This is a genomic window from Paramicrobacterium humi (assembly GCF_900105715.1).
GTDB classification, from domain to species: Bacteria; Actinomycetota; Actinomycetes; order Actinomycetales; family Microbacteriaceae; genus Paramicrobacterium; species Paramicrobacterium humi.
On record NZ_FNRY01000001.1, the window covers coordinates 2,924,048 to 2,949,433 of the forward strand.

A 25,386-nucleotide genomic window follows, 5' to 3' on the forward strand; every position below is an offset into this window, starting at 1 on the left:
CATGTCATTTCGAGACCAGACCGGACCGTATTTCGGCGAGTTCGGCGGACGATACGTCCCCGAGTCCCTCATCGCGACCCTCGACGACCTCACGGAGGCGTGGGAGCAGGCGAAGCAGGATCCGGAGTACCAGGCGGAGCTGAGCCGACTGCTGGTCGACTACGTCGGCCGCCCCTCGATCATCACCGAGGTGCCCCGCTTCGCCGAGCACGGCGGAGGCGCACGCATGATCCTGAAGCGCGAGGATCTCAACCACACCGGCTCGCACAAGATCAACAACGTCATCGGGCAGGCCCTGCTGACGAAGCGCATCGGCAAGACACGCGTCATCGCCGAGACGGGCGCGGGCCAGCACGGAGTCGCGACAGCCACCGCGGCCGCGCTGTTCGGCCTGGACTGCGTCATCTACATGGGCGAGGTCGACACGGAGCGGCAGGCTCTCAACGTCGCCCGCATGCGGCTGCTCGGCGCCGAGGTCGTCTCGGTGAAGACCGGGTCGCGCACCCTCAAGGACGCGATAAACGAGGCAATGCGGGACTGGGTGACGAACGTCGACACGACGAACTACATCTTCGGCACCGTCGCGGGACCGCATCCGTTCCCGGCCATGGTGCGCGATCTGCAGAAGATCATCGGCGAAGAGTCGCGCGAGCAAGTGCTCGCCCTCACCGGGCGCCTTCCCGACGCGGTCGCCGCGTGCGTGGGCGGCGGTTCGAACGCCATCGGCATCTTCCACGCCTTCCTCGACGACCCCGACGTCGCGCTCTACGGCTTCGAGGCCGCCGGTGAAGGCGTCGACACGCCTCGCCACGCCGCGACGATAACGAAGGGCCGTCCCGGCATGCTGCACGGCGCCCGCAGCTACCTGCTGCAGGACGATGACGGTCAGACCGTGGAGTCGCACTCGATCTCGGCCGGACTGGACTACCCGGGTGTGGGACCGGAGCACGCGTGGCTCGCGAGCACCGGCCGCGCGACCTACCGGCCGGTCACGGACGCCGACGCGATGGAGGCTCTGCGGCTGCTCAGCCGCACGGAGGGAATCATTCCGGCCATCGAGTCCGCTCATGGCCTCGCCGGCGCGCTGCAACTCGGCCGTGAGCTCGGGCCCGAAGCGACGATCCTCGTGAGCCTCTCCGGGCGCGGGGACAAGGACATGGAGACCGCCGGCCGGTACTTCGACCTCATCGACGAAGGAGCTTCACAATCGTGACCGGCGTCTCGGACACTTTGAAGGCCAAGCGCGACGCGGGAGACGGCGCCCTCATCGGGTACCTGCCCGTCGGCTTCCCCACGTTCGACGAGAGCGTGGACGCCGCGATCGCGGTCGCCGAGAACGGCGTCGACATCATCGAACTCGGCGTGCCGTACTCGGATCCCGTCATGGACGGCCCGGTCATCCAGGCGGCAACGCAGCGCGCCCTCGCCGAGGGATTCCGGCTCAGCCACGCGTTCGAGGCCGTGCGCCGCATCACCGAGGCCGTCGACACGCGCGTGCTCCTCATGACCTACTGGAATCCCGTCGTGCAATACGGCGTCGAGCGCTTCGCCGACGATCTCGTCGCGGCCGGGGGAGCGGGCCTCATCACGCCCGATCTCATCCCCGACGAGGGAGCGGAATGGATCGCGGCATCCGAGCGCACAGGCCTCGACCGCGTGTTCCTCGCGGCGCCGTCCTCGAGCGACGCACGCCTCGTGCAGGCGGTCGAATCGAGCCGCGGATTCGTCTACGCCGTCTCGACGATGGGCATAACGGGCGCCCGCACCGACGTCGACACGGCCGCTCGCAGCCTCGTTTCGAGGCTGCGCGACGCCGGCGCGGAGAACGCGTGCGTCGGTCTCGGCATCTCCACGGCCGAGCACGTGCGCGAAGTGCTGGAGTATGCTGACGGCGCGATCGTCGGCTCCGCACTCGTGCGGGCGCTCGGCGAGGGCGGAGTCGAGCGCTTGAGCGCTCTCGCGCGCGAGCTCGCAACGGGCGCGACGCACACCCGATAGTCCGGCTACCCGTTACGAAAGGCGAACGGTGTCCCTTCCCCTCAGCATCCCGAGTCCCGACGTGAGCTACATCCAGCTCGGGCCGTTCACGATCCACTTCTACGCGCTCTGCATTCTCGCCGGCATCATCGCGGCCGCGATAATCACGCAAGCGCGGTTGACCCGGCAAGGCGCTGAGCCGGGCATCGTCATCGATCTTCTGCTGTGGCTCGTCCCGCTCGGCATCATCGGGGCGCGGGTCTTCCACGTGCTCACCCACCCCAACGACTACTTCTACCCCGGCGCGAACCTGTGGGCGACGCTGTACATCTGGGAGGGCGGCATCGCCATCTTCGGCGCCCTCATCGGCGGCGGGATCGGCGCATGGATCGGATGCCGCCTGACGGGGCTCCGGTTCTGGGCATTCGCCGACGCCCTCGCCCCGGGCATGCTCGTCGCTCAAGCGTTCGGCCGCTTCGGCAACTGGTTCAACCATGAGCTGTTCGGCATTCCCACGAGCCTGCCGTGGGGTCTCGAGATCGAGTCGTCGAACCCGGCGTACCCCGTCGGGCTTCCAGACGGCACGCTGTTCCACCCGACGTTCCTCTACGAGGTCATCTGGAACCTGCTCGGCGCCGCCGTGATCTTCTGGCTCGGCCGCAAGTTCACGCTGCAGTGGGGACGCCAGTTCGCCCTTTACCTGATCTGGTACGGAGCCGGCCGCGTGGTCTGGGAGTCGATTCGCATCGACCCGAGCGAAGTCTTCCTCGGCCTGCGGGTCAACGTGTGGGCTGCGCTGATCGCCGTCGTCGTCGGCATCGTGATCTTCATCGTCCAGGCCCGTCGCCACCCCGGGCTCCAGCCGAGCCCGTACCGAGTTGGCCGTAACACGTTCGAAACACAGGGCGGGTTAAACTCGACGTCACCAGATTCCGACTATGTCGATCTCGGCTACGACGCCGAGGGAGTGGCCGGATCGGACGAGCTGACGGCCACAAGCGCGAAAGCCGCATCGCCCCGGGAGTGACATTCACGCCGCTGCCGAGGCGCTCCACCGACCACGGGTCGGTTCTCCCTCGGCGGGCCACCGGCGTCCCGTCCTTCCGCTTCATGAGGACGGCACTTTCAATGACCTCACGCTTCCCCTATTCCCGGTTCGGGCTCGTTCCCGAGCAGCAGGGACTGTACGATCCTGGCCACGAGAAGGACGCCTGCGGCCTCGCGATGGTCGCAACGCTGCGCGGATACGCCGGTCACGACATCATCGAGGCGGCGCTCGATTCGCTGCGCAATCTCGAACACCGCGGCGCAGTCGGCTCTGACGCCGGAACGGGCGATGGCGCCGGCATCCTCACCCAGATCCCCGACGAGTTCTTCCGCGCCGTCGCGGGCTTCGAGCTTCCGGCCGCCTCCCAGTACGCGGTCGGCCTCGCGTTCCTGCCGAACGACGCCGACGAGCGCGCGACCGAGAAGTCCGCGATCGAGTCGATAGCGACGCAAGAGGGGCTCGTCGTGCTCGGCTGGCGGAGTGTGCCGACCGAGGCGGCTCACCTCGGCTCCCTCGCCGCTGAGGCGATGCCCGCGATCGAGCAGCTCTTCGTTCAGAGCGAGCAGACTGCTCCGGGCGACCGGCAGCTCAGCGGCATCCAGCTCGACCGCATCACCTATAGGCTCCGTAAGCGTGCAGAACGCGAGATCGGAGCCTATTTCGTCTCCCTGTCATGCCGCACCATCGTGTACAAGGGCATGGTAACGACGCTGCAGCTCGAACCGTTCTATCCCGACCTCAAGGACGAGCGGTTCGCGTCAAAGCTCGCGATCGTGCACTCGCGCTACTCGACGAACACGTTCCCCTCGTGGCCGCTCGCACAGCCGTTGCGGATGATGGCGCACAACGGGGAGATCAACACGATCCAGGGCAACCGCAACTGGATGCGCGCCCGCCAGTCGCAATTGGAATCGGAGCTGCTGGGGGACCTCGCGCCGCTGCTGCCGATCATCACGCCGGGCGCGAGCGACTCCGCCTCGTTCGACGAAGTGCTCGAGCTGCTCACGCTCACGGGACGCTCCCTGCCGCACGCGATGCTCATGATGGTGCCAGAGGCGTGGGAGAACCGCACCGACCTCGATGCGAAGCGGCGCGACTTCTACGAGTTCGCCTCGATGCAGATGGAACCGTGGGACGGCCCCGCCGCCCTCACGTTCACCGACGGCTCGAACGTCGGAGCCACTCTCGACCGCAACGGGCTGCGCCCCGGGCGCTGGCTTGAGACCACCGACGGGCTCATCGTTCTCGGCAGCGAGATCGGCGTGCTCGACATCGCGCCGGAGCGCGTCAAGCGCAAGGGCCGCCTCCAGCCGGGAAAGATGTTCCTCATCGACATCGACGCCGGCCGCATCATCGAGGACGACGAGATCAAGGACGCCCTCGCGGAGGCACAGCCGTGGGGTCAGTGGCTCGAATCCGGCCGGATTCGCCTGTCCGAACTGCCCGAGCGCGAGCACATCGTGCACACTCCCGCGTCGGTCACGCGCCGACAGCGCACCTTCGGCTACACGGAGGAGGAAGTCAAGCGACTGCTGAAGCCGATGGCGGAGACCGGAGCGGAGCCGATCGGCGCGATGGGAACGGACACGCCCATCGCCGTGCTCGCCGATCGGCCGCGACTGCTCTTCGACTACTTCACGCAGAAGTTCGCGCAAGTGACGAATCCGCCTCTCGATTCGATTCGCGAGCAGGTCGTGACCTCTCTCTCGCTGTCGCTCGGTCCCGAGCGCAACCTGCTCAGCTCCGGCCCGGAGCACACGCGCCAGGTCATTCTCGACTTCCCCGTCATCGACAACGACCAGCTTGCGAAGATCCAGCACATCGACCCGCTGCCGGGCAGCGCGACGACGGCGATCGTGCGCGCCCTTTACCGGTTCGACGAAGGCAAGGACGCGCTGCGCAACCGCCTGGACGCGATAAACCGTGAGGTGGATGCCGCCATCGAGGCGGGTGCGGAATACATCGTGATCAGCGACCGCGACTCCAACAAGGATCTGGCGCCCATTCCGTCGCTTCTCGCCCTCGCGTCTGTGCACCACCACCTCATCCGCGCGGAGACGCGCATGAAGGTCGGCCTCATCGTCGAGGCCGGTGACGTGCGCGAAGTGCACCACGTCGCGACGCTCATCGGCTACGGCGCCTCGGCCGTCAACCCGTACCTCGCGATGGAGAGCTGCGAGGAGCTCGTCCGACGCGGCGACATCCACGGCGTCACGGCAGACCAGGCCGTGCGGAACGTGATCTACGCGCTCGGCAAGGGCGTTCTGAAGATCATGTCGAAGATGGGCATCTCAACCGTCTCCTCCTATGCGGGTGCGCAGACCTTCGAGGCCGTCGGTCTCAGTCAGGACTTCGTCGACACGTACTTCACGGGGACGGAGTCACGGCTCGGGGGAGTCGGCCTCGACGTCATCCAGGCCGAGAACCTGCACCGCCACACCTCCGCATACCCGGCGAACGAGCCGAGCCACGCGCACCAGCGACTGGAGACCGGCGGCGAGTACCAGTGGCGACGCGACGGCGCCCCGCACCTCTTCAATCCGGACACGGTGTTCCGTCTGCAGCACTCGACGCGCACCCGCCGCTACGACGTGTTCCGCGAATACACGAAGCTCGTCGACGATCAAGCGGAGAGGCTCATGACGCTTCGCGGCCTGTTCCGGTTCGACACGACACGTCGCACCCCGGTACCGCTCGACGAGGTCGAACCGGTCTCCTCGATCGTCAAGCGATTCTCCACGGGCGCGATGAGCTATGGCTCGATCTCGAAGGAGGCGCACGAGACTCTTGCGATAGCGATGAACCGGCTCGGAGCGAAATCGAACACCGGCGAGGGCGGCGAGGACGTCGACCGGCTCCTCGACCCGGAACGCCGGAGCGCGATCAAGCAAGTCGCGTCCGGCCGGTTCGGCGTGACGAGCATGTACCTCACCCACGCGGACGACATCCAGATCAAGCTCGCCCAGGGCGCCAAGCCGGGCGAAGGCGGCCAGCTACCACCGGCGAAGGTGTACCCGTGGGTCGCGCGCACGCGACACGCGACGGCGGGCGTCGGCCTCATCTCGCCACCGCCGCACCACGACATCTACTCGATCGAGGATCTCAAGCAGCTCATCTTCGACCTCAAGCGAGCGAACCCGTCCGCGCGCATCCACACGAAGCTCGTGAGCGAGTCAGGCATCGGTGCGGTCGCTGCGGGCGTCGCGAAGGCTCTCGCCGATGTGATCCTCGTCTCGGGTCACGACGGTGGAACGGGGGCGAGTCCGCTCAATTCGCTCAAGCACGCGGGAACCCCGTGGGAACTGGGCCTCGCTGAGACGCAGCAGACTCTCATGCTCAACGATCTGCGCGACCGGGTCGTCGTGCAGGTCGACGGTCAGCTCAAGACCGGGCGCGACGTCGTCATCGGCGCCCTGCTCGGCGCCGAGGAATTCGGCTTCGCGACCGCGCCACTCGTCGTCTCAGGGTGCGTCATGATGCGCGTGTGCCACCTCGACACCTGTCCGGTGGGGGTCGCCACGCAGAATCCTCTGCTACGGCAGCGATTCACGGGTCAGGCCGAGTTCGTCGTGAACTTCTTCCAATTCATCGCCCAGGAAGTGCGCGAGTACCTCGCGGCACTCGGCTTCCGCTCGATCGAGGAGGCCGTCGGACACAGCGAGCTGCTCGACACGCGTGACGCGGTTCGCCACTGGAAGGCGCAGGGACTCGACCTTGCCCCGATTCTCGACGGGCCCGTGTTCCCCGACGGCACCCCGCGCAGGCACGCGCGCAATCAGGACCATGAACTCGACAAGCACTTCGATGCCGAGCTCATCCGGCGTTCGCGGAGCGTGCTCGAGGACGGCGGGTCGACGACCATCGCGCTCCCGGTCGCCAACACGGCGCGTGCGGTCGGGACGATGCTCGGGCACGAGGTGACAAAGCGCCACGGAGAGCAGGGGCTCCCCGAGAACTCGATCGTTGTCGAGCTCACGGGCTCCGCCGGGCAGTCGTTCGGCGCCTTCGTGCCCTCCGGTATCACGCTCCGGCTCACGGGCGACTCCAACGACTACGTCGGAAAGGGCCTCTCGGGCGGCCGCATCGCGATCTTCCCTCCCTCCGACGCAGCGTTCGCGGCCGAAGAGAACGTCATCGCCGGAAACGTCATCGGCTACGGCGCAACGCAGGGCAGCATGTTCCTGAGCGGCGTCGTGGGTGAACGCTTCCTCGTGCGCAACTCCGGCGCGACGGCCGTCGTCGAAGGGGTCGGTGACCACGCCCTCGAGTACATGACCGGCGGGCTCGCCGTGATTCTCGGCCCGACCGGCCGCAACCTCGGCGCCGGCATGTCGGGCGGCAGCGCCTACATCTTCGAGCTCGACCGCGAGCACGTCAACCGCGAAGCGATCGCAGGCGACGAACTCGACCTTCTCCCGCTCGGACCGGGCGACACCGAGATCCTGCGCGACCTGCTCACGCAACACCACGCCGAGACCGGCTCCCCGCTGGCGCAACGACTGCTCGAGGACTTCGAGGCCGCGGCGCAGAAATTCACGAAAGTACTACCCCGCGACTACGCGGCCGTGCTGCAGATGCGGCAGGAGGCCGTGGCCGAAGGCCTCGACCCCGACGGCGATGAGATGTGGGGCCGAATCCTGGAGGTAACCCGTGGCTGATCCCAGAGGCTTCCTGAAGGTCACGGAACGCGAACTTCCTCAACGGCGTCCCGTGCCCGTCCGCATCATGGACTGGAAGGAAGTGTATGAGAAGGGCGATCCGGAGCAGCTGCGTCGGCAGGCGGGGCGTTGCATGGATTGCGGCGTGCCGTTCTGTCACCAGGGCTGCCCGCTCGGGAACCTGATCCCGGAGTGGAACGACCTCACGTGGCGGGGCGAAGACCGTGCGGCAGCCGACCGCCTGCACGCGACCAACAATTTTCCCGAGCTGACGGGACGGCTGTGCCCCGCTCCGTGCGAGAGCGCGTGCGTTCTCGGCATCAACCAGCCGGCCGTGACGATCAAGCGCGTCGAACAGTCGATCGCCGATCAGGCGTTCGACAACGGCTGGATCGACGCGCACCCGCCGGAGCGTCTCACGGGAAAGACCGTCGCGATCGTCGGCTCCGGGCCCGCGGGACTCGCCGCCGCCCAGCAGCTCACGCGGGCCGGTCACACCGTCGCCGTGTACGAGCGCGACGACCGCATCGGCGGTCTTCTGCGTTACGGAATTCCGGACTTCAAGCTCGAGAAGCGCGTGCTCGAGCAGCGCCTCAAGCAAATGCGCGAAGAGGGCACGCGGTTCCGCCCGGGCGTGAACATCGGCGTCGATCTCAGCTGGGCCGACCTGCGCAGCCGCTACGACGCCGTGATCATCGCGACGGGTTCGCTCGTTCCGCGTGACCTGCCCATTCCCGGACGGGACCTCGGCGGCGTGCACTTCGCCATGGACTACCTCGTACGCGCGAACCATCAGGTCGCGGGCGACGAGGTCGCCGAGCCCATCACCGCCACGGGAAAGCACGTCATCGTGCTCGGCGGCGGCGACACCGGCTCGGACTGCATCGGAACCGCGCACCGCCAGGGAGCGGCGTCGGTGACGAACCTCGCCATCGGTCGCCAACCGCTCACAGGCCGGCCCGAGCACCAGCCATGGCCCATGATGCCCACACTCTTCGAAGTGCAGACCTCCCACGAAGAAGGCGGCGCCCGCGAGTACCTCGTCTCGACCGTCGAGTTCCTCGCCGACGACGACGGAAACGTGCGGTCGCTCCGCGTCGCCGAGACCGAATTCGTCGACGGCCGCCGCGTGCCCAAGTCAGGCACCGAGCGGGAGATCCCCGCGGACCTCGTGCTCCTCGCCCTCGGTTTCACCGGGCCGGAGCCCGAGGATCTTGCCTCGCAACTCGCCGTTCCGTTCACCGACAGAGGCAATGTCGCTCGCGACGCCGACTATCAGACAGAGCTGCCGGGAGTGTTCGTCGCGGGGGATGCCGGACGCGGCCAATCGCTCATCGTCTGGGCCATCGCGGAAGGTCGGTCAGCGGCCGCAGCCGTTGACCGGTATCTTGAAGGGGAGAGCGATCTTCCCGCACCGGTCCTTCCGACCGATCGCGCGATCGCCCTCTGACCGTGTTTCCGGTGCGGACGCGCGGAAAATCACATAACCACCCAGCGCATTCCCCCTGCGCAGGACATGGAGTCACTCATACATGAGACGAGCAAAAATCGTCGCAACGCTTGGACCGGCGACGTCCAGCTATGAAAATATCCGCGCGCTCATCGATGCCGGTGTCAACGTCGCGCGCATGAACCTCAGTCACGGCAGCTACGACGTTCACGAGGGCGTCTACGCGAACGTGCGCAAGGCCGCAGCCGACGCCGACAAGCCGATCGCGGTGCTAGTCGACCTCCAGGGCCCCAAGATCCGGCTCGGCAAGTTCGAAGGCGGACCCTACGAGCTCGCCGCCGGCGACATCTTCACGATCACGACCGAAGACATCCTCGGCAACAAGGACATCTCGAGCACGACCTTCAAGGGACTGCCGCAAGACGTCTCGCCCGGGGACTTCCTCCTCATCGACGACGGCAAGGTGCGCGTCAAGGTCCTCGAGACCGACGGCGTCCGCGTCAAGACCGAAGTCATCGTCGCGGGCCCCGTCTCGAACAACAAGGGCATCAACCTGCCCGGCGTGGCCGTCAACGTGCCCGCCCTCTCCGAGAAGGACGAAGCGGATCTGCGCTGGGGACTCAAGCTCGGCGCCGACTTCATCGCCCTGTCGTTCGTGCGCAACGCCGCCGACATCGAGCGCGTGCACGAGATCATGGACGAAGAGGGAATCACTCTCCCTGTCATCGCGAAGATCGAGAAGCCGCAGGCCGTCGACGCTCTCGAGGAGATCATCGACGCGTTCGACGGCATCATGGTCGCCCGCGGCGACCTCGGCGTCGAGCTGCCGCTCGAAGCGGTTCCGCTCGTGCAGAAGCGCGCGGTCGAGCTCTGCCGTCGCATGGCGAAGCCCGTCATCGTCGCGACGCAGATGCTCGAGTCGATGATCTCGAGTCCCGTGCCCACGCGCGCGGAGACCTCGGACGTCGCCAATGCGGTGCTCGACGGCGCCGACGCGGTCATGCTCAGCGGCGAGACGAGTGTGGGGGAGTACCCCGAGGTCACGGTGCGCACGATGGCCCGCATCGTCCAGGCCACCGAGGAGCACGGTCTCGAACGCATCGCCCCGCTCGGCTCGCAGCCGCGCACGCAGGGCGGCGCCCTGACCCTCGCGGCATCCGAAGTGGCCGAGTTCGTCGATGCGCGCTACTTGTGCGTGTTCACCGAGACCGGCGACTCCGTGCGCCGCATGTCCCGCCTGCGCACGAAGATCCCCGTGCTCGCTTTCACGCCGAACGAGTCCACGCGCCGTCGCATGCAGCTCAACTGGGGCATCGAGTCGTTCATCGTCGACCGCGTCACGCACACCGACGAGATGTTCGGTCAGGTCGACGACATCCTCCTCGGAACGGGCCGCGCCGTCGAAGGCGAGAAGGTCGTCGTGATCTCGGGATCGCCTCCCGGAATCTCGGGCTCCACGAACGACGTGCGCGTTCATCGCATGGGCGACGCCCACCAGGGAGTCGCACCCGCCTACGCGCTCGTGAAGAAGCAGTCTCAGTAGCCGTTCGCTGAGGCAAGCGGATGCCGGTCGGCCGCGAAGCCGACCGGCATCAGTCGTTCTCGCCCCCTGTGCCGGCTCAGCCTTCCGCGTGCCGCCTGCGCGAGTGACGCCCGGTGCGCCACACGAGGATCCAGACCGCTGCGGCGACGACGAACGCCAGTCCCCCGGCGATCGTGCCGGCCAGGTCGCCGGCCACCACGTCGAACAGGAAGGTGACGACGCCGACAAGCAACACGGAGATCACGGCGAGCATGACCCGCAGAAGCCGATCGCCGGTGTCGCCGCCGGTATCGTCGGGCTGGCCGCTGTCGCTCGCGCCCTTGTCGCGCGACGGGATCTGATGCGCGATGGGGCGCGCCGCGGCTTCGCGCTCTCGCTGACAGCGTTCATCTTTGGTGCGCTCGTCGCCGCGCTGAACCTGATTCCCACTCTCGGTTGGCAGGTGTTCAACGCCGTGAACGGGCTCTGACGACCCCGGCCGCTACCCTGAGGTCATGACTTCAGCGGCCACCGTCGGCATCGTCCTGTACCTGCTCGTCGTCGTGATCGTCGCGTTCGCGCTGTACTGGATCATCCGGCTCGCCGTGCGACACGGAATCCGCGACACGCGGAAGCAACCTCCGGCTGAGAGAACCGACGGTTTTCCCGGCGCTCCGGGTCCTTCACGCTGAGCAACTCGCCCGAGTTGCTCGTCTGTTCTGCTCTGCGAGAAACCCCGTCTGATGACAGCCGCCGGAGGGTTCCCTCGTTCAGGTGACAACGACGAAGGCACTCGACTTCCGCGCTACTACGCGGAAGTCGAGTGCCTTCAGACAGTGCCGATGGTGGGACTCGAACCCACACGCCCGCAAGGACAAAGCATTTTGAGTGCTCCGCGTCTGCCATTCCGCCACATCGGCGTGACACAACGTGATCAAGGTTATCGTAGGATTCTAGGGTGACTGAGCAAGATACCCCCGCAAACGCACCCCGTCGTGTTGTCGTCGCTGAGGACGAATCGCTGATTCGACTCGACATCGTCGAGATCCTCCGAGACAACGGATTCGAGGTGGTAGGAGAGGCCGGCGACGGCGAAACCGCAGTCGCCCTCGCGACCGAGCTGCGACCGGATCTCGTCATCATGGACGTGAAGATGCCGAAGCTCGACGGAATCTCGGCTGCGGAGAAGCTCAGCAAGGCGCAGATCGCTCCTGTGGTCCTTCTCACCGCTTTCAGCCAGAAGGACCTCGTCGAGCGTGCGTCCGAGGCTGGAGCCCTCGCCTACGTCGTGAAGCCCTTCACTCCCAACGACCTGCTGCCCGCCATTGAGATCGCCCTCAGCCGCCACCAGCAAATCATCACCCTCGAAGCCGAAGTGGCCGATATGGTCGAGCGTTTCGAGACCCGCAAGCTCGTGGACCGCGCCAAGGGCCTGCTCAACGAGAAGATGGGGCTCACTGAGCCGGAGGCCTTCCGCTGGATCCAGAAGGCTTCCATGGATCGCCGACTCACCATGCACGACGTCGCACAGGCGATTATCGAGCAGCTGAGCGCGAAGAAGAAGTAGCTTCCTCAGTTTCGAATACCCGCACGGACACCCCGTGCGGGTATTTTCGTGCGCGCGCGTTGCACGATTCCACGGCGACGTCAAGCCCCGTGTCGATTGTCGACAAAGTTCAGAAACGACAGCGCGTCGCTTTGACATGCCCCGAAACTGCCGCGTAGCTTTGCTCACCACAGCAAGCCCGACAGCGGCGTTCGCACAATGAGAGGCATTCGTGAAAGCAAAGAAGCGATGGATCACCGGGGGCGCAGTCGTCGCCTCGCTCGGACTGGTAGCGGGCCTGACTGCCTGTTCCGGAGACAGCGGGGCCGACGCAGACGCACCCCTCGACGACACGTACGTCGTCGCGACGGACACTTCGTTCGTCCCGTTCGAGTTCAAGGACGGCGGTGACTATGTCGGCTTCGACATCGATCTCATCAACGCCGTCGCTGACGAGGCCGGCTTTAAGATCGACCTCAAGACGACCAACTTCGACGGAATCATTCCGGGCCTCCAGACGGGCACCTTCGACATCGCAATCGCGGGCATCACCATCACCGACGAGCGAGCGAAGAAGATCGACTTCTCCGACCCGTACTACAAGTCCGGACTGCGCATCGGTGTGCCCGTGGACAATACGGACATCAAGGGCGTCGATGACCTTGCCGGCAAGAACGTGGCAACCCGGCTCGGGTCCACGAGCGCCGAGTACATCGAGAAGAACATTCCCGATGCGACGCCGAAGACGTTCGAGCAGCTCGATCAGGCGTACCTCGCGGTCGAGTCCGGCAGCGCCGATGCTGTGCTGTACGACGCGCCGAACGTCGCCTATTACATCCAGACCAAGGGTGAAGACAGCCTAAAGATGGTCGGCGAGCTCATGGAAGCGCAGGACTACGGGATCGCGATAGCCCAGGGCAATGCCAATCTCGTGAAGGCCATCGACGACGCTCTCGCCACTCTCAAGGACGACGGAACGTACGACGAGCTGTACAAGAAGTGGTTCGGCGAAGCTCCGAGCGACGACTAACGGCTCACCACAATTGCATATCGAGCAGCGGGCACGAGGGCAGCTGCGCCTCGTGCCCGCTTTCCTTGAGAGGGAAGAATGGTACATACAGCCCAATTCGACTGGCTCGGCGTAGTCGACTATCTCCCGGCACTCGGTGTCGGCCTCTACTACACCGTCCTCATTTCGATCGTCGGACTGCTCATCGGCTTCGTGCTTGGCGCGATCTTCGGACTCGGTCGCATCTCGCGCAACAAGATCATTTACGGAATCTCCACCGTCTACGTCGAAGTCCTCCGCGGAACACCGATTCTCGTGCAGGCCATCTGGACGTTCTACGCGCTTCCGTTGATCATCGGATTCAATATCCCGCCGCTCACGGCCGGTATCGTCGTCATCGGGCTCAACTCGGGCGCGTATATCGCAGAGATCGTCCGCGGCGCCGTGCAGTCGATCGAGAAGGGCCAGATGGAGGCCGGACGCTCCCTTGGCATGGGCCGCCACATGACCATGCTTCACGTGATCTGGCCGCAAGCGTTCAAGCGCATGATTCCGCCGCTCGGCAACCAATTCATAATCAGCATCAAGGACACCTCGATCCTTTCGGTGATCCTGGTTCCCGAACTCATCTTCCAGGCGCGCCTCATCGCCGCAAACCACTTCAACGCCGTCGAGATCTACACGACTGCGGCGCTGTGTTATCTGGTCATCACCCTGCCCCTGTCGAAGGTGCTCAACGTCGTCGAGAAGAGGCTGGCCCGCTCATGATCATCCACGTTTCAGATCTGCACAAGAAGTTCGGGGACCTGGAGGTCCTCAAGGGAATCAACTGCGACGTCGAACCGTCCGAGGTCGTGTGTGTGATTGGTCCAAGCGGTTCGGGGAAGAGCACATTCCTGCGGTGCCTCAACCTGCTTGAGGAGATCACGAGCGGTGACGTCGTCATCGACGGTCAATCCCTTACGGCGAAAGACGTCGACATCAACGCAGTGCGCACCGAAATCGGAATGGTGTTCCAGCAGTTCAACCTCTTCCCGCACAAGTCGGTGATCGAGAACATCATGCTCGCTCCAATGAAGGTTCGAAAGCTCAGTCGCGCTGAGGCTCGCGAGCGCGGGGTGCGCCTGCTCGAGAAAGTCGGACTCGCCGCGAAGGCCGACGCGTACCCGGCTCAGCTGTCGGGCGGACAGCAGCAGCGCGTCGCCATCGCCAGGGCCCTCGCCATGGAGCCGAAGATGATGCTCTTCGACGAACCGACGAGCGCTCTTGACCCCGAGCTCGTCGGCGAGGTGCTCGCCGTCATGAAGCAGCTCGCCCTTGAGGGGATGACCATGGTCGTCGTCACGCACGAGATGGGCTTCGCCCGGGAGGTCGGTGACCGCGTGATGTTCATGGACGGCGGAGTCGTCGTCGAAGAGGGCAAACCGGAGGACATCTTCGACCGCCCGCAATCAGCACGCACACGTGAGTTTCTGAATAAGGTGCTCTGACACCGACGCAGACCACGCGAGAGGGCTCCGGGAGTCACGTGACTCCCGGCGCCCTCGTCCCGTTTCTCAGCCGGTTCAGGTCGCGGGGCGATCCTTGATGAGATTCGTGATCCGCACCGTCGAGCAACGCCGCCCCTGCTCGTCGCAGATCGCGATCTCGTGCACGGTGAGGCTGCGGCCAAGATGAATGGGCGTACACACGCCCGTCACGATTCCGGACGTCGCCGACCGCGTGTGCGTGGCATTGATGTCGATGCCGACAGCGAGACGCCCTTCGCCGGCGAAGTAGTTGGCCGACATGGAACCGAGCGACTCGCCGAGAACGACGTACGCGCCACCGTGGAGCAGCATCGCCGGCTGCGTGTTTCCCTCCACTGGCATGGTGCCCACCGTGCGTTCGACGCCGAACTCGGTGATCCTGATGCCCATCTTCTCGGCGAGAGCTCCCAGCCCTCGAGTGTTCACGTATTCAAGGGGGTCGGATGCTGTCTGGCTCATGCACACCTTCGCGCTTCGGCCCCAACGCGATGTCGCAGTCGACTTGTAGGCTGGGGGCTGTGTCGGACAACGAAAAGCCTACCCTCCTCGTCATCGACGGCCACTCGCTCGCATTCCGTGCGTTCTACGCGCTGCCCGTCGACAGTTTCCAGAACAGCGAGGGTCAGCACACCAACGCGATCCACGGCTTCATCGCCATGTTCCTCAATCTGCTGAAGAACGAGAAGCCCACCCACGTCGCGGTCGCCTTCGACATCTCTCGGTACTCGTTCCGCACCCGCGAGTACCCGGATTACAAGGGCACTCGCGGAGAGACGCCGCCCGAGTTCATCGGTCAGGTTCCTCTCCTGCAAGACGCCCTCAAGGCCATGAACGTCACGACGATCTCGATCGAGGACTACGAGGCCGACGATATCCTCGCCACCCTCTCCGTCAAGGGAACGCACGAGGGCTACCGCGTCCTCGTCGTCTCCGGCGACCGAGACACCATCCAACTCGTCAATGACAACGTCACGCTCCTGTATCCGTCACGGCAGGGCGTCTCCGACCTCACGAGGTACGACCCGGCGAAGGTCAAGGATCGCTACGACATCGAACCCCACCAGTACCCGGAGATCGCAGCGCTCGTCGGGGAGACCAGCGACAACTTGCCCGGCATCCCCAAGGTGGGCGAGAAGACCGCCGTCAAGTGGCTGCACAAGTACGGCAGCCTCGACGAGATTCTGGCCCACGCCGATGAGATCACCGGCAAGGTCGGGGAGAGCTTCCGCGAACACAAGGAGAATGCGATCCGCAATCGCAAACTCAATCGCCTCCTCACCGACGTCGAGATGCCGTGCGAGATCACAGCGCTCGAGAAGAAGCCCATCGACCAAGCTGCCGTGCGCGAGATCTTCGGAAAGCTCGAGTTCCGCACCCTCCTCGACCGCGTTCTCAAACTCGAAGGCGTCGAGGGCGGCGCCCCCGCGGAGCCAGGCGTCAGCGCTCCCAGCCCGCAGAACCTCCTCGACGAGGAGCTCGAAGCGTGGATCGAGCGTCACTGTGCTGCCCACCCCGAGGGTCTCGCCCTGTCCGTCGAGGTGGCCAACGGGATGCCGACGGCGATCGGCATCGCGACGGAGGACGAAGCCGTCTCGCTCGCGTGGCAGCCGGGTCGCGCCGACTACGCACCGTTTGAGTCGTGGCTCGCCGATGATGATCGGCCGAAGATCATGCACGGCGCGAAGCAGCAGATCAAGGCCCTCATCGAGGCGGGGCTTACTATCGCCGGGCTCACGTTCGACACCTTCATCGCCGGCTGGCTGCTGCGTCCGGGCGGAACGGACAAGACGCTCGCCGACCTTGTTCTGCGCTATCTCGACGAGCAGCTCCCCAAGGCCGACCCGAACCAGCTCGTTCCCGACGTCGAGCCGCTCTCGACCGCTCTCGAGGCCTGGTACACGGCGCGTCTGGTCGCACCGCTCCGCGCGCGGCTCGACGACGGCTCGGCACGCGTTCTGCGCGAACTCGAGATGCCGATCGTCAGCGTGCTCGCCGCGATGGAGCTCCGCGGCGTCGCCGTCGACCACGATCAGCTCGCCGCACTGTCGAATCGCCTCGGTTCGACAGCCAGCGATCTTGCGGCACGGGCGTTCGCCGAGATCGGTCGCGAGATCAACCTCGGATCGCCGAAACAGATCCAGGAGGTGCTCTTCGAGCAGCTTCAGATGCCGACGACGCGAGCGACGAAGACGGGGTACTCGACGGATGCCGCTTCTCTCGCCGATCTGCAGGCCTCGAACCCGCACCCGTTCCTCGGCCTCCTGCTCGAGCACCGCGATGCGACAAAGCTGCGCCAGATCGTCGAGACGCTCGACAAGTCGATCGACTCCGGGGGCCGCATCCACACCTCGTACGTACAGACCGGCACCTCAACGGGACGAATCTCGTCGACCGACCCCAACTTGCAGAACATTCCCGTCCGCACGGCGGAGGGGCGCCTCATTCGCGCCGCCTTCACCGTCGGCGAGGGATACGACAGCCTCCTGACGGCCGATTACTCGCAGATCGAGATGCGCATCATGGCGCACCTCTCGGGCGATCCGGGTCTGATCGAGGCGTTCACCGCGGGTGAAGATCTCCACCGGTTCGTTGGCGCCCGCATCTTCGGCGTCGATCCCGCCGATGTCACGCCCGAGATGCGCACCAAGGTCAAGGCGATGTCCTACGGCCTCGCCTACGGTCTGAGCGCATTCGGTCTGTCTCGCCAGCTCCGCATCGACAGCAAGGAGGCCAAGCAGCTCATGGCCGACTACTTCGCACGGTTCGGGGCTGTTCGGGACTATCTGCGCAACGTGGTCGAGCAGGCGAAGGTGGATGGCTACACGACAACGATCTTCGGGCGCCGCCGACCATTCCCTGATCTCAAGAGTCCGAATCGCACGCTTCGCCAGAACGCCGAGCGCGCGGCGCTCAACGCGCCCATTCAGGGTTCGGCCGCCGACATCATCAAGGTCGCGATGATCAACATCGAGAACGACATTCGAGATGCGGAGTTGTCGAGCCGCATGCTCATGCAGGTGCACGACGAGCTGATCTTCGAAGTCTCGAGCGGCGAGCACGACCGCCTCGAGGAGATCGTGCGTGCACGCATGGGAAGCGCAGCCGAACTCAGCGTTCCGCTCGAGGTTCAGGTCGGCTACGGCTCGAACTGGGACGCTGCGGCGCACTAATTGCGCGGCATCCTCGGCCCCCATACGCTCGAGTCATGACTGCACAACAGAAGAGAACCCCTTCGGCGATCGACGCGATCGCCGAAGACTGGGTCGACACGATCGTCGACCTCGACCCGGCGATCGGAACCTATATCGGCCGCAACGAGGTCAATGGCCGCTACCGGGACTACTCACCTGCGGGCACCGAGGCGTACGCCGAGGCCGTGCGTCGCACAAAGGCTGCGCTAGATGCCGAACAGCCTCGCGATGACGTCGACCGCGTCACGAAGACGGACCTGGGAAGCGAGCTTGAGCTAACGCTCGAGAGCATCGACGCCGGACTGCACTTGCGCGACCTCAATGTCATCGCGTCTCCGGCGCAGGAGATCCGTGAGGTGTACGACCTCATGCCGACCGCCACTCTGGACGATTGGGAGACGATCGCGACGCGACTCGGGGGAGTGCCTGCCGCGGTCGAGGGCTACATCGAGACACTCCGTGAGGGCATTCGGCGCGGGATCACGCCGGCGAAGCGCCAAGTTCGCGAGGTGTACCAGCAGGTTCGAAAGCTCACGGTCGGCGAGGGGTTCTTCCAGGACTTCGCTGGCTCGGCCTCGACCGACGGCGGGGAACTCCCGGCCTCGCTCGCCACCTCGCTCACGGAGCACGCCGGTGAGGCCGCCGTCGCATTCGGCTCGCTCGCGGACTTCCTCGCCTCGGAGCTCGAGGAGGCCGCCACGGAGCAGGACGCGATCGGCCGCGACCTCTACGCGCTGCAGTCGCGCCGCTTCCTCGGCGCCACGATCGACCTCGACGAGACATACGAGTGGGGAATCGAAGAGCTTGCCCGCATGGTCGAAGAGCAGGAGTCGATCGCCCGACAGATCAAGCCGGGCGCCGGAGTGCTCGAGGCGATCGAATTCCTCGACCAGGATCAGTCGCGCAAGCTGCACGGCACTGAGGCGCTGCAGCGCTGGATGCAGGAGACGAGCGACCGCGCCGTCGCGGAGCTGTCGGCCACCCACTTCGACATTCCCGACGAGATCAAGACCATCGAGTGCATGATCGCCCCCACACAGGAGGGTGGCATCTACTACACGGGCCCGACCGACGATTTCTCGCGTCCCGGGCGCATGTGGTGGTCGGTTCCCACCGGAGTCACCGAGTTCGACACGTGGCGGGAGCTGACGACCGTTTACCACGAGGGCGTTCCGGGGCATCACCTGCAGATCGGTCAGGCCGTGTACAACCGGGATACGCTCAACCTATGGCGACGCCAGCTCGCCGGGACCTCCGGGCACGCCGAAGGCTGGGCCTTGTACGCGGAGCGCCTCATGGAACAGCTCGGCTACCTCGACGACCCGGCCGACCGACTCGGGATGCTGGACGGTCAGCGCATGCGCGCGGCGCGCGTGGTTCTCGACATCGGGGTGCACTTGGGCAAGCAGCTTCCCGACGGAACAGGCGCGTGGAGCGCCGAGTACGCGTTCGATTTCATGTCGAAGAACGTCAACATGAACGAGGGATTCGTCACGTTCGAGGTCAATCGCTACCTCGGCTGGCCGGGGCAAGCACCCGCCTACAAGGTCGGCCAGCGCATCTGGGAACAATTGCGCGATGACGCGCACGCGAAGGAAGGCGCGAATTTCGACATCAAGGAGTTCCACCGCCGTGCCCTCAACCTCGGCGGGGTCGGTCTCGACACGCTGCGTTCGGAGCTGCTGCGCTGAGCCCTCATGCACCAACCGGAGGGTGCCGGCCCTCCGGTTGATTCGCATGCCGCGAACCCGATAGACTAGAGCGTCACTTCTGTGACGTCCTATCCGCCTGCCCGCCGCGCACTAGCACGACACGTGAGCGGGCCCGATTTACAGTCCATTCTGGAGCACTTACTTATATGACAACCGCAACGACCGCCAAGCAGGTCGCCATCAACGACATCGGATCTGCAGAAGACTTTCTGGCAGCGGTCGAGAAGACACTGAAGTTCTTCAACGACGGAGACCTCATCGAGGGCACTGTCGTGAAGATCGACCGCGACGAGGTTCTCCTCGACGTCGGATACAAGACCGAGGGTGTTATCCCCTCCCGCGAACTTTCCATCAAGCACGATGTCGACCCGGCCGAGGTCGTGAAGGTCGGCGACACCGTCGAGGCGCTGGTTCTCCAGAAGGAGGACAAGGAAGGGCGTCTCATCCTGTCGAAGAAGCGCGCACAGTACGAGCGTGCCTGGGGCGACGTGGAGAAGATCAAGGAAGCCGATGGCGTCGTGACCGGCCAGGTCATCGAGGTCGTCAAGGGTGGTCTCATCGTCGACATCGGACTCCGCGGGTTCCTCCCCGCTTCGCTCATCGAGCTGCGCCGCGTGCGCGACCTGACGCCGTACCTCGGCCAGGAGCTCGAGGCGAAGATCCTCGAACTCGACAAGAACCGCAACAATGTCGTTCTCTCCCGCCGTGCGCTGCTGGAGCAGACGCAGTCCGAGAGCCGCACGTCGTTCCTCAACAACCTGCACAAGGGTCAGGTTCGCAAGGGCATCGTCTCGTCGATCGTCAACTTCGGTGCGTTCGTCGACCTCGGCGGGGTCGACGGGCTCGTCCACGTCTCGGAGCTCAGCTGGAAGCACATCGAGCACGCGTCCGAGGTCGTCGAGGTCGGTCAGGAAGTCACCGTCGAGATCCTCGAGGTCGACCTGGACCGCGAGCGCGTGTCGCTCTCGCTCAAGGCGACGCAGGAGGACCCGTGGCAGGTCTTCGCCCGCACGCACGCGATCGGGCAGATCACACCCGGCAAGGTCACCAAGCTGGTTCCGTTCGGTGCGTTCGTTCGCGTCGCCGACGGCATCGAGGGCCTCGTGCACATTTCCGAGCTCAGCTCGAAGCACGTCGAGCTTGCCGACCAGGTCGTCTCCGTCGGCCAGGAGGTCTTCGTCAAGATCATCGACATCGACCTCGAGCGTCGCCGCATCTCGCTGAGCCTCAAGCAGGCAAACGAGGGCGTCGACCCCGAAGGGACCGAGTTCGACCCGGCACTCTACGGCATGCTCACCGAGTACGACGAGGAGGGGAACTACAAGTACCCCGAGGGCTTCGACCCGGAGACCAACGAGTGGAAGGAAGGCTTCGAGACTCAGCGCGAGAAGTGGGAGCAGGACTACGCTGCTGCCCAGGCTCGCTGGGAGGCTCACAAGAAGCAGGTTGCCGCCGCTCTCACGGACGAGGCCGCCGTCGAGGCGCCGTCCGGGGCTTCCTCCTTCTCGAGCGACGCACAGGGCGCCGGCACTCTCGCCGACGACGCTTCGCTCGCAGCGCTCCGCGAGAAGCTCTCGAGCAACTCCTGATCGCCTGACCCTCGAGGCCGGCTCAGCACTGCTGGGCCGGCCTCGACCGTGTCTCCACACTACGTGAGCGTTACTCCTGTAGGGTTGGCACGTACTCCTCCCGGCGCACCTGCCCGCCGATGGTCCTTTCCTGATCCCAAAGACAAGGTGTGAAGTGAACGTTGATTCGTTGACGAACTTCCTGACAATCGAATATGCAGACGCTTCGCTTCTGCGCAACAGCCCCCAGCAGAACCGAAGCCGCCAAAGTCTCGAAACCATCCTGCAGGTGTGCGGCCAGCTCATCGACGAGTCGGGCCACGCAGGAGTCACCACGGCCGAAGTGGCCAAGCGCGCCGACATCGCCATCGGCACGGTGTATCGCTTCTTCCCTGACCGCATCGCACTCATGCTGGGCGTGTACGACTACATGCTCGCTCGGTACGTGCAGATCGCCCTCGACGCATTCGCCGAGAAGCCCGCCGAGACGTGGCAGGGGGCCTTCGCCACCCTGGTCGAGAGCACGGTCGTCGCCCGCCGCACGATTCCCGGCTACAAGGCCACGCACTACCGCATTCTCGCGGACGATGAGAACCAGGGTAAGTACCAGGAGCGCACGCGCGCCTACGTTGACGCCGTTGTCGGGCTGCTCTCGCAGTACGAGGGCGTTCCGTCCGGTGAGGCATGGTGGGCACGGGTCGGCGTCGCGATCGAGCTCTCCCGCACGCTCCAGCGCCTCGCGTTCGACGACAGCCCCGAGGGCGACCCGGGGCTGCTTGAGGAAGCCGTGCGGGTGCCCGTCGACTACCTCTCATCCCACAGCGCCGACGCCTGACGTGTTGCTTGTCGGACTCACCGGAGGGATCGCATCCGGCAAATCGACTGTCGCTCGGATGCTGCACGAGCACGGCGCTGTCATCGTGGACGCCGACGTCCTCGCTCGCGAAGTCGTCGAGCCTGGCACACCCGCCTTGTCCGCGGTCGTCGAGCATTTCGGGGACGCCGTGCTTCAACCGGACGGCTCTCTTGACCGCGCGGCCCTTGCCGGCCGCGTGTTCGGCAACCCGACCGAGCTCGCTCGGCTCAATGGCATCGTCCATCCCGCGGTGCGGGAGGCGTCTCAGCAGCGCATCAGGGAAGCGGCCGCGGCCGACCCCGACGCGGTCATCGTCTACGACGTTCCGCTGCTCGCCGAGTCGCGCTCAACCGACGAGTTCGACCTCGTCGTCGTGGCGCACACGCCCGCCGCTGCTCGCGTCGACAGACTCGTCACCTTGCGCGGACTGGAGCGCACCGCGGCCGAGCAGCGCGTGACCGCGCAAGCCGACGACGAGACCCGGCTCGCTCTCGCGGATGTCGTGATCGACACCGCCGGCAGTCTCGAGCACACGCGCGAACAGGTTCACGCGCTCTGGCAGCGCCTGACGCGCGAGTCTCAGCCGTGAGTTCCGTCCTAGTCACGGGGTTCGAGCCGTTCGGCGGTGCGAGCGTCAACGCCTCGTGGGAAGCGGTGCGCCGTCTTCCCCTCCGCATTCGAAACGCCGACATCCACCGCGAGCTGATTCCGTGCACCTTCGCCGGTTCCGCGAGCGCCGTTCACGCCGCACTCGAGCGGCACCGGCCCGACGTCGTCGTGTGTGTCGGAGAGGCGGGGAGCCGCACACGCGTTTCGATCGAACGCGTCGCCGTGAACCTCGATGATGCGCGCATTCCCGACAATGCGGGCCAGCAGCCCCTCGACGCGCCGATCGACGCGGCCGGACCAGCGGCATACTTCTCTCGCATGCCGGTCAAGGCATGCGCTCTCGCCGTCGACCGTTCGGGAGTTCCCGCCGAGGTGTCCCTGACCGCAGGGAGCTACGTGTGCAATCACGTGTTCTACCGGCTCATGCGGATGCTCGAGAAGGAGCTGCCGCACGTCGTCGGCGGGTTCGTGCACGTTCCACGCGGCGAGACGATCGGGCCGGATGCCGCCGAACGAGCGCTCCGCGCCATCATCGAGACTGTCCTCGAGCGGGGCTCGGAGGATCTGCCGCTTCGAGGCGGCCGGGAAGACTGACCCTCCAGCGGCGACTGTCAGACCCGAAGCTTAGACTCGAAGAATGGAACCCACACGCTCTGTCCGGCCCTTCGAAGTGGTCAGCGAATACGAGCCGAGCGGTGACCAGCCGAAGGCGATCGCCGATCTCTCCCAGCGAATCAACGCCGGAGAAACAGACGTCGTGCTTCTCGGCGCGACAGGAACGGGCAAATCGGCGACGACAGCCTGGCTCATCGAGGCCGTGCAACGACCAACGCTCGTCCTCGCGCACAACAAGACGCTCGCCGCGCAGCTCGCGAACGAGTTCCGCGAGCTCATGCCCAACAACGCTGTCGAGTACTTCGTGTCGTACTACGACTACTACCAGCCCGAGGCGTATGTCCCACAGACGGACACCTTCATCGAGAAGGACTCGTCGATAAACTCGGAAGTGGAAAGACTCCGCCACTCCACGACGAACTCGCTGCTCAGCCGGCGCGACGTCGTCGTCGTGTCGACAGTCTCCTGCATCTACGGGCTCGGTGCCGCCGAAGAGTACCTCGACGCGATGGTCGCACTTCAAGTCGGGCAGCGTGTCGGCCGCGACGACCTGATTCGCGGTTTCATCGGCATGCAGTACAACCGCAACGACGTGGACTTCTCTCGGGGCAACTTCCGGGTCCGCGGCGACACGATCGAGATCATCCCGGTGTACGAGGAACTCGCGATCCGCATCGAGATGTTCGGCGACGAGATTGAGGCGCTGTACGCGCTGCACCCGCTCACGGGCGACATCGTGAAGACTCTCGATGCGGTTTCCGTGTTCCCCGCGACGCACTACGCCGCGAGCCCCGCGACGATGCACCGCGCGATCGGGACCATCCAAGAGGAGCTCACCGAGCGCCTCGCGGAGCTCGAGCGACAGGGCAAGCTGCTCGAAGCGCAGCGGCTGCGCATGCGGACCTCGTTCGACCTCGAGATGATGGAGCAGATCGGGTTCTGCTCGGGCATCGAGAACTACTCGCGTCACATCGACGGCCGCAAGCCGGGGGAGGCCCCCCATTGCCTGCTCGACTACTTCCCCGAAGATTTCCTCGTCGTCATCGACGAGTCGCACGTGACGGTTCCGCAGATCGGCGCGATGTATGAGGGAGACGCCTCGCGCAAGCGCACGCTCGTCGAGCACGGCTTCCGGCTGCCGAGCGCGCTCGACAACCGGCCGCTCACCTGGAATGAGTTCAAGAACCGCGTCGGTCAGACCGTGTACCTGTCCGCGACCCCTGGACGGTATGAGCTCGGCATCGCCGACGGCGTGGTCGAGCAGATCATTCGCCCGACCGGGCTCGTCGATCCCGAGATCGTCGTGAAGCCGTCGGAGGGACAGATCGACGACCTGCTCGAGGAGATCCGCGCCCGCAGCGAGCGTGACGAGCGCGTGCTCGTCACGACGCTGACGAAGAAGATGGCGGAAGAGCTCACCGACTTCCTCACCGAAGCCGGAGTTCGCGTGCGCTACCTGCACTCCGATGTCGATACCCTGCGACGGGTCGAGCTCCTGACCGAACTGCGCGCGGGCGTGTACGACGTGCTCGTCGGCATCAACCTGCTGAGAGAGGGACTGGATCTTCCGGAAGTGTCCCTCGTCGCGATTCTCGACGCGGACAAGGAGGGCTTCCTGCGCTCGTCCACGTCGCTCATCCAGACGATCGGTCGCGCGGCGCGCAACGTCTCCGGCCAAGTGCACATGTACGCCGACAACGTCACCGACTCCATGCGCTTCGCTATCGACGAGACGAACCGGCGCCGCGAGAAGCAGATCGCGTACAACACTGAGAACGGAATCGACCCGACGCCGTTGCGGAAGAGGATCGCTGACATCACCGATGTACTCGCGCGCGAGGGCGCCGACACGGAGCAGCTCCTCGCCAAGCGGGGCGGCAATCGCGCAGGGTCACCGACGCCGTCGCTTCGCCACCACGAAGGCCTCGCAGCGGAGGGCGCCAACGATCTCGAGGCGATAATCGCAGACCTGAACGGGCAGATGCTCGCGGCCGCCGGTGAACTCAAGTTCGAGCTGGCCGCTCGCTTGAGGGATGAAGTCGCCGATCTCAAACGTGAACTGCGGCAAATGGAGAAGGCCGGACACATCTAGGCCG

General features: G+C 65.5%; 20 protein-coding genes and 1 tRNA gene. 19 read left to right on the plus strand and 2 right to left on the minus strand.

Going from position 1 to position 25,386, the window contains the following annotated elements; genetic code table 11:
- Position 1: 1 nt before the first annotated feature.
- The 8 genes from trpB to BLV49_RS16965 all read left to right on the plus strand — a co-directional run bounded on the left by trpB (position 2) and on the right by BLV49_RS16965 (position 11,347).
- Entirely contained in the window at positions 2-1,213 is a 1,212-nt protein-coding gene (gene trpB / locus BLV49_RS14505) for a tryptophan synthase subunit beta (protein ID WP_091186112.1), read from the plus strand.
- Positions 1,210-1,998, plus strand: coding sequence for a tryptophan synthase subunit alpha (trpA, locus tag BLV49_RS14510; RefSeq protein WP_176980858.1), 789 nt, complete (start codon positions 1,210-1,212; stop codon positions 1,996-1,998). Before trpB ends, trpA begins: the two co-directional genes overlap by 4 nt.
- A gap of 28 nt (positions 1,999-2,026) precedes the next feature.
- The gene (lgt, locus tag BLV49_RS14515; protein ID WP_091186117.1) at positions 2,027-3,004 is read left to right on the plus strand and encodes a prolipoprotein diacylglyceryl transferase; all 978 of its coding nucleotides are present in this window, start codon (positions 2,027-2,029) and stop codon (positions 3,002-3,004) included.
- A gap of 101 nt (positions 3,005-3,105) precedes the next feature.
- Positions 3,106-7,683, plus strand: a complete 4,578-nt coding sequence (gltB, locus tag BLV49_RS14520; RefSeq protein ID WP_091186120.1) for a glutamate synthase large subunit — start codon at positions 3,106-3,108, stop codon at positions 7,681-7,683.
- On the plus strand, positions 7,676-9,133 hold the full coding sequence (locus BLV49_RS14525; protein WP_091186124.1) for a glutamate synthase subunit beta: 1,458 nt from the start codon (positions 7,676-7,678) through the stop codon (positions 9,131-9,133). The genes gltB and BLV49_RS14525 overlap by 8 nt, the downstream gene beginning before the upstream one ends.
- Before the next feature lie 82 nt (positions 9,134-9,215).
- Positions 9,216-10,676, plus strand: coding sequence for a pyruvate kinase (gene pyk, locus BLV49_RS14530; protein WP_091186128.1), 1,461 nt, complete (start codon positions 9,216-9,218; stop codon positions 10,674-10,676).
- Between the two features lie 88 nt (positions 10,677-10,764).
- Entirely contained in the window at positions 10,765-11,145 is a 381-nt protein-coding gene (locus tag BLV49_RS17065) for a hypothetical protein (RefSeq protein WP_218132636.1), read from the plus strand.
- A gap of 25 nt (positions 11,146-11,170) precedes the next feature.
- Positions 11,171-11,347 (plus strand): hypothetical protein, encoded by a 177-nt coding sequence (locus BLV49_RS16965; RefSeq protein ID WP_176980860.1) that lies wholly within the window; start codon positions 11,171-11,173, stop codon positions 11,345-11,347.
- 145 nt (positions 11,348-11,492) lie between these two features.
- Here the strand turns inward: BLV49_RS16965 and BLV49_RS14535 are convergent.
- Positions 11,493-11,575: transfer RNA gene (locus tag BLV49_RS14535), tRNA-Leu, on the minus strand.
- Between the two features lie 38 nt (positions 11,576-11,613).
- Between BLV49_RS14535 and BLV49_RS14540 the strand changes: the two genes are divergently transcribed.
- The 4 genes from BLV49_RS14540 to BLV49_RS14555 all read left to right on the plus strand — a co-directional run bounded on the left by BLV49_RS14540 (position 11,614) and on the right by BLV49_RS14555 (position 14,700).
- Positions 11,614-12,222, plus strand: a complete 609-nt coding sequence (locus BLV49_RS14540; RefSeq protein ID WP_091186132.1) for an ANTAR domain-containing response regulator — start codon at positions 11,614-11,616, stop codon at positions 12,220-12,222.
- Positions 12,223-12,433: 211 nt separating this feature from the next.
- Positions 12,434-13,231: a transporter substrate-binding domain-containing protein gene (locus BLV49_RS14545; RefSeq protein ID WP_091186135.1), complete on the plus strand. Its 798-nt coding sequence runs from the start codon at positions 12,434-12,436 to the stop codon at positions 13,229-13,231.
- Between the two features lie 78 nt (positions 13,232-13,309).
- Positions 13,310-13,978 (plus strand): amino acid ABC transporter permease, encoded by a 669-nt coding sequence (locus BLV49_RS14550; RefSeq protein WP_091186139.1) that lies wholly within the window; start codon positions 13,310-13,312, stop codon positions 13,976-13,978.
- Entirely contained in the window at positions 13,975-14,700 is a 726-nt protein-coding gene (locus BLV49_RS14555; RefSeq protein WP_281245340.1) for an amino acid ABC transporter ATP-binding protein, read from the plus strand. The genes BLV49_RS14550 and BLV49_RS14555 overlap by 4 nt, the downstream gene beginning before the upstream one ends.
- 75 nt (positions 14,701-14,775) lie before the next feature.
- Here the strand turns inward: BLV49_RS14555 and BLV49_RS14560 are convergent, their stop codons facing one another.
- Positions 14,776-15,198, minus strand: a complete 423-nt coding sequence (locus BLV49_RS14560) for a hotdog fold thioesterase (RefSeq protein WP_091186143.1) — start codon at positions 15,196-15,198, stop codon at positions 14,776-14,778.
- A 59-nt stretch (positions 15,199-15,257) separates the two neighbouring features.
- Between BLV49_RS14560 and polA the strand changes: the two genes are divergently transcribed.
- From polA to uvrB, 7 genes are all read left to right on the plus strand, one after another.
- Entirely contained in the window at positions 15,258-17,909 is a 2,652-nt protein-coding gene (gene polA / locus BLV49_RS14565) for a DNA polymerase I (protein ID WP_091186146.1), read from the plus strand.
- A gap of 35 nt (positions 17,910-17,944) precedes the next feature.
- Positions 17,945-19,621 (plus strand): DUF885 domain-containing protein, encoded by a 1,677-nt coding sequence (locus BLV49_RS14570; RefSeq protein ID WP_091186149.1) that lies wholly within the window; start codon positions 17,945-17,947, stop codon positions 19,619-19,621.
- A 167-nt stretch (positions 19,622-19,788) separates the two neighbouring features.
- Positions 19,789-21,231, plus strand: a complete 1,443-nt coding sequence (gene rpsA / locus BLV49_RS14575; protein WP_091186153.1) for a 30S ribosomal protein S1 — start codon at positions 19,789-19,791, stop codon at positions 21,229-21,231.
- 154 nt (positions 21,232-21,385) lie between these two features.
- Positions 21,386-22,045: a TetR/AcrR family transcriptional regulator gene (locus tag BLV49_RS14580; protein WP_176980861.1), complete on the plus strand. Its 660-nt coding sequence runs from the start codon at positions 21,386-21,388 to the stop codon at positions 22,043-22,045.
- Between the two features lies 1 nt (position 22,046).
- A complete protein-coding gene (coaE, locus tag BLV49_RS14585) occupies positions 22,047-22,655 on the plus strand; it encodes a dephospho-CoA kinase (protein ID WP_091186160.1) in 609 nt (202 codons plus the stop codon).
- The gene (gene pcp / locus BLV49_RS14590; protein ID WP_091186163.1) at positions 22,652-23,269 is read left to right on the plus strand and encodes a pyroglutamyl-peptidase I; all 618 of its coding nucleotides are present in this window, start codon (positions 22,652-22,654) and stop codon (positions 23,267-23,269) included. The genes coaE and pcp overlap by 4 nt, the downstream gene beginning before the upstream one ends.
- Before the next feature lie 43 nt (positions 23,270-23,312).
- On the plus strand, positions 23,313-25,382 hold the full coding sequence (gene uvrB, locus BLV49_RS14595; RefSeq protein ID WP_091186166.1) for an excinuclease ABC subunit UvrB: 2,070 nt from the start codon (positions 23,313-23,315) through the stop codon (positions 25,380-25,382).
- Positions 25,383-25,386 lie beyond the last annotated feature (4 nt).

Bases quoted from the DNA above. Each gene is read 5' to 3' on its own strand.
- trpB (WP_091186112.1), top strand. From the start codon at position 2: ATGTCATTTCGAGACCAGACCGGACCGTATTTCGGCGAGTTCGGCGGA.
- gltB (WP_091186120.1), top strand. From the start codon at position 3,106: ATGACCTCACGCTTCCCCTATTCCCGGTTCGGGCTCGTTCCCGAGCAG.
- pyk (WP_091186128.1), top strand. From the start codon at position 9,216: ATGAGACGAGCAAAAATCGTCGCAACGCTTGGACCGGCGACGTCCAGC.
- BLV49_RS16965 (WP_176980860.1), top strand. From the start codon at position 11,171: ATGACTTCAGCGGCCACCGTCGGCATCGTCCTGTACCTGCTCGTCGTC.
- BLV49_RS14550 (WP_091186139.1), top strand. From the start codon at position 13,310: ATGGTACATACAGCCCAATTCGACTGGCTCGGCGTAGTCGACTATCTC.
- BLV49_RS14555 (WP_281245340.1), top strand. From the start codon at position 13,975: ATGATCATCCACGTTTCAGATCTGCACAAGAAGTTCGGGGACCTGGAG.
- BLV49_RS14560 (WP_091186143.1), bottom strand. From the start codon at position 15,198: ATGAGCCAGACAGCATCCGACCCCCTTGAATACGTGAACACTCGAGGG.
- BLV49_RS14570 (WP_091186149.1), top strand. From the start codon at position 17,945: ATGACTGCACAACAGAAGAGAACCCCTTCGGCGATCGACGCGATCGCC.
- rpsA (WP_091186153.1), top strand. From the start codon at position 19,789: ATGACAACCGCAACGACCGCCAAGCAGGTCGCCATCAACGACATCGGA.
- uvrB (WP_091186166.1), top strand. From the start codon at position 23,313: ATGGAACCCACACGCTCTGTCCGGCCCTTCGAAGTGGTCAGCGAATAC.